6 protein-coding genes are annotated in these 10,610 nt (G+C 65.0%); 3 read left to right on the top strand and 3 right to left on the bottom strand.

Annotated features, from left to right (window positions below):
• Window positions 1-199 precede the first annotated feature (199 nt).
• On the bottom strand, window positions 200-925 hold the full coding sequence (locus tag ACVOMB_RS19815; protein WP_481532761.1) for a glutamine amidotransferase: 726 nt from the start codon (window positions 923-925) through the stop codon (window positions 200-202).
• Window positions 922-2,724, bottom strand: a complete 1,803-nt coding sequence (locus tag ACVOMB_RS19810) for a GspE/PulE family protein (RefSeq protein ID WP_481532760.1) — start codon at window positions 2,722-2,724, stop codon at window positions 922-924. Before ACVOMB_RS19810 ends, ACVOMB_RS19815 begins: the two co-directional genes overlap by 4 nt.
• A 92-nt stretch (window positions 2,725-2,816) precedes the next feature.
• Between ACVOMB_RS19810 and glyQ the strand changes: the two genes are divergently transcribed.
• The 3 genes from glyQ to ACVOMB_RS19795 are packed head-to-tail and all read left to right on the top strand — an operon-like array spanning window position 2,817 to window position 7,360.
• On the top strand, window positions 2,817-3,728 hold the full coding sequence (glyQ, locus tag ACVOMB_RS19805) for a glycine--tRNA ligase subunit alpha (RefSeq protein ID WP_481532759.1): 912 nt from the start codon (window positions 2,817-2,819) through the stop codon (window positions 3,726-3,728).
• Window positions 3,725-5,797, top strand: a complete 2,073-nt coding sequence (gene glyS, locus ACVOMB_RS19800; RefSeq protein WP_481532758.1) for a glycine--tRNA ligase subunit beta — start codon at window positions 3,725-3,727, stop codon at window positions 5,795-5,797. Before glyQ ends, glyS begins: the two co-directional genes overlap by 4 nt.
• 3 nt (window positions 5,798-5,800) lie before the next feature.
• A complete protein-coding gene (locus tag ACVOMB_RS19795) occupies window positions 5,801-7,360 on the top strand; it encodes a tetratricopeptide repeat-containing sulfotransferase family protein (RefSeq protein WP_481532757.1) in 1,560 nt (519 codons plus the stop codon).
• 63 nt (window positions 7,361-7,423) lie between these two features.
• On the opposite strand, the gene ACVOMB_RS19790 is transcribed toward ACVOMB_RS19795, so the two are convergent.
• A complete protein-coding gene (locus ACVOMB_RS19790) occupies window positions 7,424-10,204 on the bottom strand; it encodes a TonB-dependent receptor (protein ID WP_481532756.1) in 2,781 nt (926 codons plus the stop codon).
• Between the last annotated feature and the right edge of the window lie 406 nt (window positions 10,205-10,610).

The raw sequence follows: 10,610 nt of genomic DNA, 5'->3' as shown, positions 1-10,610 counted from the left end.
CCCCCCCCCCCCAATTTTTGTTGGTTGTGTGGTTCGGCCCTTCCCGTTCCTGGGCCCCCCACTACACCGGTGGCCCCTTCGGCGGTTGTGGGAGCGGCGGCAGCCGCGAAGCCCAAGAATCGTCAGATTACGGACATGCCCGTAATTGCAGCATTGTTGGCTTCGCGGCTGACGCCGCTCCCACAAAACAACGGCAGGCTCAATGCGCCTCGCGGCGCACGTGGCGCACGAAGCGGCGCAGCAGCTGGCGGGCCAGCGGTGCGGCGCTTACCTCGCGGGCGACGCTGCGGGCGCAGCCGCCGTGGCGGGCGATGCAGTCGGCGCGGGCGCGGACGTAGCCGCGCATATGGTGGGTGGCGAATTCCGGGTGGAACTGCAGGCCCCAAGCCTGCTCGCCCCAACGGAAGGCGTGGCAGTTGTCCTGCACCGAGCGCGCCAGCACGGTGGCGCCTTCGGGCGCACGTAATACCGTCTGCAGGTGGGTGGCGTGGGCCGGGAAGCTGGTCGGCAGGCCGGCGAACAAGGGATCGGCCGAGGCCGGGGCTTCCAGCTCCAGCTGGATGGTGCCGGACTCGCGTCCGGCCGGGTTGTAGTCGACCTGCCCGCCCAGCGCATGCGCCAGCAGCTGGTGGCCGTAGCAGATGCCGAGCAGCGGCATGCCGGCGTGGGCGGCGTCGCGCAGCCAGTCGGCGCTGCGTTCGCTCCAGTCGGCGCGGTCGGTGACGAAGGCGGCCGAACCCGTGACTATCGTGGCGGCGAAATCCCCGCGCTCGGGCAACTGCTCGCCGTGTTCGACGTTGACCACCACGGTGTCGGCTTGTTCCAGCCCGGCGGCAACGCGGATCCAGTGCGGAAAACGGCCGTAACGGCGCAGGGTCGGGAACGGTTGCCCGGTTTCAACGATCAAGAACGGCTGGGACTTCATTCCGGCGGCGGCAGTACTGACAGGACTTCCTCGATTGTAGTCAGCCCTGCGGCCACCTTTTCAAGCCCGGTGCGGCGCAGGGTGCGCAGTCCGTCGGCCGCTGCGGCCTTGCTGAATCCGGCCAGATCCATGTCGCGGGTGATCAGGGCGCGCAGCCGCGAACCCAGTGGTAGCAACTCATACAGGCCGATCCGGCCCATGTAACCGGTGCGCCGGCACTCCAGGCAACCGACCGGGGCATATGCCGTGACCACATCTGGTAATGCTTCATGGGCATTACGCAATGGCGCCCAGTCGCTGTCGCTCAGGGTGTCTGGTGTCTTGCAGTGCGGGCAAAGGGTACGCACCAGTCGCTGCGCCAGCACGCCGTTGACGGTGGAGGCGATCAGGTAATGCGGCACGCCCAGATCAAGCAGGCGGGTGATCGCCGAAGGTGCGTCGTTGGTATGCAGGGTGGACAGCACCAGATGCCCGGTCAACGAGGCCTGCACCGCCATCTGTGCGGTTTCCAGGTCGCGGATTTCGCCGATCATGATGATGTCCGGGTCCTGTCGCAGCAGGGTGCGCACACCGGAGGCGAAGTCCAGGTCGATATTGGCCTGCACCTGCATCTGGTTGAATTCGGGCGCGATCATTTCGATCGGGTCTTCCACCGTGCACACGTTCACGTCCGGCGTGGCCAGGCGCTTGAGCGTGGAGTACAGGGTGGTGGTCTTGCCCGAGCCGGTTGGGCCGGTGACCAGCACGATGCCGTGTGGGCGCGCCACCAGCTCGTTCCAGCCAGCAGCTTCTTCCGGACTGAAACCCAGCTGCTCGATGCTCTTGAACGCCGAATCCGGGTCGAAGATACGCATCACGCACTTCTCACCGAAGGCGGTGGGCATGGTCGACAGGCGCATTTCCACTTCGCGCCCGCCCGGCGAGCGGGTCTTGATGCGGCCGTCCTGCGGGCGTCGGCGTTCGGCCAGATCCATGCGGCCGAGCACCTTGACCCGACTGACCACCGCGGTCATCACCGAAGGCGGCAGTTCGAACACCTTGTGCAGCACGCCGTCGATGCGGAAGCGCACGCGGCCCTTGTCGCGGCGCGGCTCCATGTGGATGTCACTGGCGCGCTGTTCATAGGCGTATTGCAGCAGCCAGTCAACGATGCTGACCACATGGTGGTCGTCGGCGTTGACGTCACCGGCGCTGCCCAGCTCCACCAACTGCTCGAAACTGGGCGGAGCGACGCCGTTGCCGCCGTCACGGGCGTCGCTGCGTGCGCCGCGTACCGAGCGGGTGACGCCGAAGAACTCCATCGAATAGCGGTGCAGGTCCAGCGGATTGACCAGCACCATGTCGATGCGGCGACGGGTCAGGTGCTGCAGGTCGGGTAACCATTCGCGCGCCATCGGCTCGCTGGTGGCCACCAGCACGCGCTCGCTGTCCACGCCCAGCGGCAGGATGCGGTGGCGGCGCGCATAGGCATGCGAGACCACGGCGGTGGCACCGGACACGTCCACCCGGGTTGGGTCGATACGCAGGTAGCGGGTCTGGGTGCGTGCGGCCAGCCACTCGGTCAGGCGTTCCAGGCCGAGCTCGCCGGCGCCGGTGGCGGCGGCCAGTTTCAGGTTGGCCAGCAGCACCAGCGGATGCACTTCACTGGCATTGCGCGCGCCCTGGGCGGAGAAACGGATCCGCTCCTGGTCGTGCGCGGCCACCAGTCCGTCGGCCAGCAAGGCGCTGGCGATATTGGAAAACTGCAGTCTTCCCGGGGCGATAGCTACCTGCGGTGACGGTGCCTGAGAGCCTTCCATAGCAGCGTTTTCCACCCCAAACCCCTTGCTGGCGCGGCCATCGCGCGGTCGGTCGCTATACTAACGCACCCCTTACGTACGGCTCAGGCAGCATGTCCGCGACTCCCCCCGTTTCGATTACCTTCCAGGGCCTGATCCAGACCCTCAACGATTTCTGGGCGAAACAGGGCTGTGTCTTGATCCAGCCGCTGGACCTGGAAGTCGGTGCCGGTACCTTCCATCCGGCCACCTTCCTGCGCTCGATCGGCCCGGAAAGCTGGAATGCCGCCTACGTACAGCCTTCGCGCCGTCCCACCGATGGCCGCTACGGCGAAAACCCCAACCGCCTGCAGCGCTACTACCAGTACCAGGTGGCGATGAAGCCGAGCCCGGACAACATCCAGCAGCTGTACCTGGACTCGCTCAAGGCGCTGGGCATCGATCCGCTGGTACACGACCTGCGCTTCGTCGAGGACAACTGGGAATCGCCGACCCTGGGTGCCTGGGGCCTGGGCTGGGAAATCTGGCTCAACGGCATGGAAGTCACCCAGTTCACCTACTTCCAGCAGGCCGGCGGCCTGGAGTGCAAGCCGGTACTGGGCGAAATCACCTATGGCCTGGAGCGGCTCTGCATGTACCTGCAGAACTGCGACAACGTCTACGACCTGATCTGGACCTATGGCCCGGACGGCACCCCGGTCACCTACGGCGATGTCTACCTGCAGAACGAGGTAGAGCAGAGCACCTACAACTTCGAGTACGCCGACGTGGAAGAAATGTTCCATCGCTTCGACGCCTGCGAGAAGGAAGCGCAGAAGCTGGTGGATGCCGGCCTGCCGCTACCTGCCTATGAACAGGTCTGCAAGGCCTCGCATTCGTTCAACCTGCTCGACGCGCGCCGCGCCATCTCGGTGACCGAGCGCCAGCGTTACATCCTGCGCGTGCGCACGTTGTCGCAGGCGGTGGCCAAGCTGTACGAGGCCAAGCGCCTCGAAGCAGTCGCCGCCAAGGAGGTGCAGGCATGAGCATGCAACCGCTGCTGATCGAACTGGGCGTGGAGGAGCTGCCGGTCAAGGCGCTGCCTGGCCTGGCGCAGGCCTTCTTTGATGGCGTGATCGATGGTCTGGCCAAGCGTGGCGTGGCCTTCGAGCGTGGCGATGCCAAGCCGCTGTCGACCCCGCGTCGTCTGGCGGTGTTGTTGCCGGGCGTGGAAACCGAACAGCCCGAGCAGCACTCGGAAGTGTTCGGCCCGTACCTGAACATCGCGCTGGATGCCAATGGCGAACCGACCAAGGCGCTGCAGGGTTTCGCCGCAAAGGCCGGCATCGACTGGACCGCGCTGGAGCGCACCACCGATGCCAAGGGCGAGCGTTTCGTGCTGCGTTCGGTGACCCCGGGCGCGCAGACCGCCAGCCTGCTGCCGGAGATCCTGCGCGAAGCCATCGCCGCCATGCCCATCCCCAAGCCGATGCGCTGGGGCAACCACGAATACGCCTTCGCCCGCCCGGTGCATTGGCTGGTGCTGCTGCACGGCAACGACATCGTGCCGGCCGAGTTGCTGGGCCTGAGCTCGGACCGCTTCAGCCGTGGCCACCGTTTCATGGCCGACAAGCAAGTGTGGCTGAGCAACCCGGCCGACTACGTTGAATCGCTGAAGGCGGCCAACGTGCTGGTCGACGCCGACGCGCGCCGCGAGCGCATCGTCGCCGAGGTCAATGCCGCAGCCGTCCAGGCTGGCGGCGTCGCCCGTATCACCGATGACAACCTGGAGCAGGTGGTCAACCTGGTCGAATGGCCGGCGGCGGTGCTGTGCAGTTTCGAGCGCGAATTCCTGGCCGTGCCGCAGGAAGCGCTGATCGAGACGATGGAGATCAACCAGAAGTTCTTCCCGGTGCTCGATGGTGGCGGCAAGCTGACCGAGAAGTTCATCGGTATTGCCAATATCGAATCCAAGGACGTGGCCGAGGTTTCCAAGGGCTACGAGCGCGTGATCCGCCCGCGCTTCTCCGATGCCAAGTTCTTCTTCGACGAAGACCTCAAGCAGGGTCTGGTCGGCATGGGCGACGGCCTGAAGACCGTCACCTACCAGGCCAAGCTGGGCAGCGTCGCCGACAAGGTGCAACGCGTCAGCGCGCTGGCGCAGATCATCGCGCCGCAGGTGGGTGCCGATCCGGTCCAGGCCAAGCGTGCCGCCGAGCTGGCCAAGAACGACCTGCAGTCGCGCATGGTCAATGAATTCCCGGAACTGCAGGGTATTGCTGGCCGTCATTACGCGATTGTCGGCGGCGAATCGCCGTCGGTGGCGCTGGCCATCGACGAGAGCTACCAGCCGCGCTTCGCCGCCGATGACATCGCACTGTCGCCGCTGGGCAAGGTGCTGGCGATTGCCGAGCGCCTGGACACGCTGGCTGGCGGTTTTGCCGCAGGTCTGAAGCCGACCGGCAACAAGGACCCGTTCGCGCTGCGCCGTAACGCGCTGGGTCTGGCCCGCAGCATCATCGAGTCGGGTTTTGATCTGGATCTGCCGGCATTGTTGGCTTCGGCCAATGCGGGTCTGGCCGAGCGCAAGGTGCAGGCCGATGCAAACGAGCTGTACGACTTCATCATCGACCGCCTGAAGGGCTATTACGCCGACAAGGGCGTGCCGGCCACCCACTTCAACGCCGTCGCTGAACTGCGCGTGGCCTCGCTGTACGACTTCGACCGCCGCATCGATGCCATCGGCACCTTTGCCCAGCTGCCGGAGGCGGAGGCATTGGCTGCGGCCAACAAGCGCATCCGCAACATCCTGCGCAAGGCTGACGGCGAGATCCCGGGCATGATCGACCCGGCGCTGCTGCGTGAGCCGGCCGAGAGCGAACTGGCTGAAGCCGTGGCCGCCGCCATCGACGACACCGGCACCGCGCTGTCGCACAAGGACTACGTAGCCGTACTCGGCCGCCTGGCCCGCCTGCGCCCGCAGGTCGATGCGTTCTTCGATGCGGTGATGGTCAATGCCGACGACCTGGCCCTGCGCGGTAACCGGCTGGCGCTGCTGCGCACGCTGGGTGACCGCCTCGGCAGCGTCGCCGCGATCGAACACCTGTCCAGCTGAGGCATGGATGCCGCCGCTTCCTGGCAGTCCGCACAGGCCGCATTGGCCCAAGGCGATATGCCCGGAGCGCGGCGGCACTTGCTGCGGTTGCTGGAGCTGCAGCCAGGGCATCGTTATGCGCGGGTGATGTTGGCGGGCACCGTGCTGGCGCAATCGCGCGTGCGCGAAGCGGTCGCGCAGTTGCGGCAGGCTGCAGCGGGCAGCCATGACGACCCGGCCCTGCTGTTGCGTATCGCCCAGGCCCTGCTGCGGGTAGGCGACAGCCAGAGCGTGGCGCAGCTGATGCAGCAGGCCTGCATTGGTCACTGCGCAGATCCGGTTGTGCTGGCATCGTTGGCGCACGTGTTCCAGGCCTTGGGCCTGCATGTGGATGCGCTGCGCTTGATGCAGCAGGCCAGCCGGCGCGGTTTTGACAACCCCGATTTCCAGTATTTCCTGGGCGTGCAACTGCAGTTCAATGGGGACCTGGATGCCGCCGAGCAGGCCTTGCTGCGTTGCCTGCAGGCCCGGCCTGGCTTTGGCCGTGCCGCGCTCAGTTTGTCGCGCCTGCGGCGACAGACGACGCAGGCCAATCACGTTGACGCCCTGCGCCGGCAGCTGCGGCAGGCGTCGGCCAGCAACGAAGATACCGCCGCACTCTGGTTCGCGCTGTACAAGGAATTGGAAGACCTGGGCGAGGATGGCGCGGGCTGGGAAGCATTGAGCACCGGCAATGCGCTGATGTGGCAGCAATTGCGGCACGACGGCGAGGCCGACGCCGCGCAGCATCAGGCGATGGCGGCACTGGCCGGCGAAGGTGTTTTTTCCGCCGCTGCCCCGGCAGCAGTGGATGAGGGCGCGCAACCGATCTTCATCGTCGGCATGCCACGCTCGGGCACGACGGTGCTGGAGCGGATGCTGGGCAATCACTCGCAGGTGCTGTCGCTGGGTGAGCTTGGCGACTTTGCCCAGCAGTTGCGCTGGCAGGCGGATCAGGCCGGGCGCGCGTTGCTTGATCCGGCCTTGCTACAGGCGCTGCCGTCGCTGGATTACGCGCAGGTGGGGCGTGGCTATCTGCACCAGACACGCTGGCGATTGGCTGGGGAGCGTCGCTTTGTCGACAAGCTGCCGCCCAACTATCTGTTGGCCGGCCCGATCGCGCGCGCGTTGCCGCAGGCGGTGATTGTTTACGTGCGCCGTGACCCGATGGCGGTGTGCTTTTCCAACTACCGCGCAATGTTCGGCGCATCGTATGCCTATAGCTACAACCTGCAGGCGCTGGCCGCACACAGCCGTGCCCATCGGCAGTTGATGCAGGCCTGGCAGCAGTACCTGCCAGGGCGAGTGCTGGAGATCGACTACGAGGCGCTGGTGGCCGATCCGCAGGCGGTGCTTGCGAACATCCTGCAGCACTGCCAGTTGCAAGCGGAGGCGGGCGCAACCGATCTGACCCGCAATGCAGCGGCCAGTGCGACGCTCAGCAGCGTGCAGGTGCGTGAGCCCCTGCATACCCGCAGCATCGAGCAATGGCGCCGCTATGCGACCCAGTTGCAGCCACTGCGCGAGGCGCTGGCGATAGATTGAAAAACAAGGAGCGGCCGAAGCCGCTCCTTGTTTACATCACGATTGCAGCAGCGCGCTGTCGCGTTACTGCTTGCCACCGAAGCGCCAGTTCAACTCCAGCATGTAGGAGCGGCCGTAGGCGTTGTAATTGAAAACGTTGTAGTACGGGTAGACGTTGTAGGTGTTGTCACGCGGGGCCATCTTGTTGGCCAGGTTGTTGACGGTCGCGCTCAGCGATATGTCGTCATTCACCGCGTAATCCACGGTCAGGTTGAAGGTCGTCCACGCCGCCACACGGCCGGCGTTCTTGGCGGCATAGCCGTCGATGGAATCCTGCGCCGCGTAGTTCGGGGTGCGGCCATAACGGATGCCATACAACGTCGAGGTCCATGGGCCCTTCTGCCAGCCCAGCGTGCCGCTGAAGATGTTCTTGAACTCCGAGGAATAGTACGGATCGGAGAGCAGATCGATGGTCGGGTCTTCGGGGTACTGTTGGTTGTCGTGCTTGAGGGTGACGTTATAGCGCGCGCCAAACATGAAGCTGCCCCAGTTGTCCGTGCCCAAGCGGTAGTTGAGGTTGGCGGTGATGCCGCTGACGTCCTCGTTGGACACGTTGATGGGATTGGTGCGTACGGTCTGGATCTGGTTGGGCTGCGGGGCATTGGCACCGGCGCGGCCGATGCGTGCCAGTGCGTCCACGCAGGTCGGCGACGTCGCGTCGAGCTGGCCCAGGCGGCAGGCCGACTCATTGCGCAGCAGTTGGTCCAGATCCAGGTCGGAGACCTTGTTGTCGATCTTGATACGGTAGTAATCGGCGCTGACGGTGAAGTCGGCGTTGGGTGACCAGACAACACCGCCGCCCCAGGATTTGGCGGTGATGGACTTCAGGTCCGGGTTGCCCATGCGTGAGCCCTTGACCTGCTCGGCGTTGTATTTGCATTGGCCGATGGGCGTGCCTGCGTCTTCGGTGGCGCAGCGGTAGTAGTCGGGAACCTGGGTGTAATAGCCACTGGCGCCGGCAAATACGTAGGACATGTCCGGCGCCTTGAAGGCGGTGGCGTAGTTGGCGCGGAACAGCAGCGAATCGATTGGACGGAACTCCAGGCCGGCCTTCCAGGTGGCCTTGGAGTCACTGCCGGCGTTCTTGTTCTTGTAGTCGTCGTAGCGGGCGGACAGGTTTGCGGTCAGCATCTTGAAGATCGGCACGCGGAACTCGACCGCAGTGGCCCAGTTGTCGCGCTTGCCATGGCCCTGGGTGCCGCTCAGGCCCCAATAGTCGCCGTTGACGACGCCCGGATCGGTGGGGTTCTCCCAGGATTGCTGGCCGCCCTGTACGACAGCAGCAAAGCCCACATCACCGGCTGGCAGCGAGAACAGCGAGGTATTGGTGACCTGCAGGTTCAGGTTCTGCGTCCAGGTTTTGGATTTGGTGCGGATTTCGCCCTGGAAGCTGCGGTACTGGGCCGGCGTCAGTGCCTGATAGAACCCTGCGTCATTGGGTTCGTAGATCGGGTAACCGTAGTAATCACCCAGCTGCGGCCCCAGGAACTGCTGACGGAAGAAGTCTTCCATCTTGTCCTTCAGCGGCCACCATTGGCGACTGTCGATGCGGTATTCCGAACGTGCGTAGTAGGCGTTGTAGTCCCAGTTGGATTGGCCAATGGCGCCCTTGATGCCGGCTGCGATGTTGTAGGAGTCCGATGTCTGGCGCTCATTGTTGAAGTTCAGGTCGCCGGTTTCTTCTGGCGAAAAAATGTGCTGATAGCTTTCCAGGTCGCCGGTCAGCTGGTTGAAGATATAGCCGCTGGTATCGATCGAGGGCTGCCAGAAGCGCGAGCCGCTGTTGCTCTGGGTCTTGCTGTGGTTGAGCAGCAGGGTGGCATACAGGTCGGCGTTGTCGCTGAGTGCGTAGTTGAGGTTGGCGTAGCCGGCGGCGCTGCGCTCCTTGTTCATGATGGTTGCGTAGCCGGGCTCGTAGCGGCTGCCGCAATAGTTGCCGCGGTTGGGCCGCGTGTCATAGATGGTGGTGCCCCGATACAGCCCAGCCAACGGCGCACAGGCATCGGCACCCGGGTCGATATAGCTGCCATCGGAGGCGTTGTGCACGAAGGTGCGCACACCGTAGCGTGCGCTTGCATCCGGGTTGTCGTTGGTGGAGTCGATGTCTTTGCGGTTGAACCCGTAAATCGGATCCTGGTTGTTGAGCTGCACACCCCAGGTCAAGTCCAGCTTGTCCCAGCTCTGCCCGCCGGTGAGCTGGAAGCGCTGGTTGTTGCCACCGCCGCCGTCGTAACTGCCGATGCGGAAGTCCGCCTGGATGCCATCGATGTGCTTCTTGAGGATGATGTTGACCACACCGGCGATGGCGCTGGAGCCGTAAATAGAGGATTGGTTGCCGGGGGCGATATCGATGCGTTCGACCATCGCGGTCGGAATGCTGGCCAGGTCGACGAAGTTGCTCTGGCCGTTGTACAGCAGCGGATAGTCGGCCATCGGCCGGCCATCGATCAGCACCAGGGTGAAGCCTGGATCCAGGCCGAGCAGGCTGATCGGTTTGGCGGCGGAGGTGAAGCCGCCCGAATACTGGCTGTCCTGGACGGCGCCGGTGGCCAGCGGCTGCGAACGCAGGACCTCGTAGACATCCTTGAAGCCCTGCTTCTGGATGTCCTGGGCGGTGATCGAGGTCACCGGTGTGGCGTTTTCAACCTGCACCTGGGGGATCAGCGAGCCGGTGACGGTGATCTTGTCGAGGGTTTCGATTTTCTTCTTGCTGCTGTTGTCATCGCCCTGTGACTGGGCAAACGCAAAGGGCGCGTACGCGGCAATGACGGTGCACACGGCCGTGCTCAGGAGTTGTCGTTTCATCATGGGTACCTGGACTTGTGGAAGTGCCTGGGCCCAGTCAACCGGTAGCTCCTTCCTGGAGCGTAACTACCCGGGACAGCATCACAACGTGTTCTAGGAACCGGAGCGGCTGGGTGCTTTACGATAATTTAACTGTGCCCGTCAAATTGGCGTGATGATCCGGTCAGCATGGCGGCCGCTGTCGTGGCGCGGCTGTGGGCGGCGCGGCGTTGCGGTTGGCCGTCGAGGGGGCTGGGCCGCGCCCGATGGCGCGATGTAGATTGCTTTGCCGTGCTCCGGACAAAACCAATGTAGTGGGGGGGGCGGCGAGGGCGGGGCGAGGGGGGGGGGGGGGCGGCCCGGGCACGGGCGGGGGGGGGGCGGGGGCGGGGGGGGGGGGGGGGGGGGGGGGGGGGGGGGGGGGGGG

This window comes from Stenotrophomonas sp. STEN018, from assembly GCF_056760235.1.
The sequence above is the reverse complement of the archived record's forward strand: the minus strand, read 5'-3'. Positions and strand labels throughout refer to the sequence as shown.

Excerpts from the sequence above, each read along its gene's own strand:
- glyQ (WP_481532759.1), top strand. The coding sequence starts at position 2,817 with ATGTCCGCGACTCCCCCCGTTTCGATTACCTTCCAGGGCCTGATCCAG.
- ACVOMB_RS19790 (WP_481532756.1), bottom strand. The coding sequence starts at position 10,204 with ATGAAACGACAACTCCTGAGCACGGCCGTGTGCACCGTCATTGCCGCG.
- glyS (WP_481532758.1), top strand. The coding sequence starts at position 3,725 with ATGAGCATGCAACCGCTGCTGATCGAACTGGGCGTGGAGGAGCTGCCG.
- ACVOMB_RS19810 (WP_481532760.1), bottom strand. The coding sequence starts at position 2,724 with ATGGAAGGCTCTCAGGCACCGTCACCGCAGGTAGCTATCGCCCCGGGA.
- ACVOMB_RS19795 (WP_481532757.1), top strand. The coding sequence starts at position 5,801 with ATGGATGCCGCCGCTTCCTGGCAGTCCGCACAGGCCGCATTGGCCCAA.
- ACVOMB_RS19815 (WP_481532761.1), bottom strand. The coding sequence starts at position 925 with ATGAAGTCCCAGCCGTTCTTGATCGTTGAAACCGGGCAACCGTTCCCG.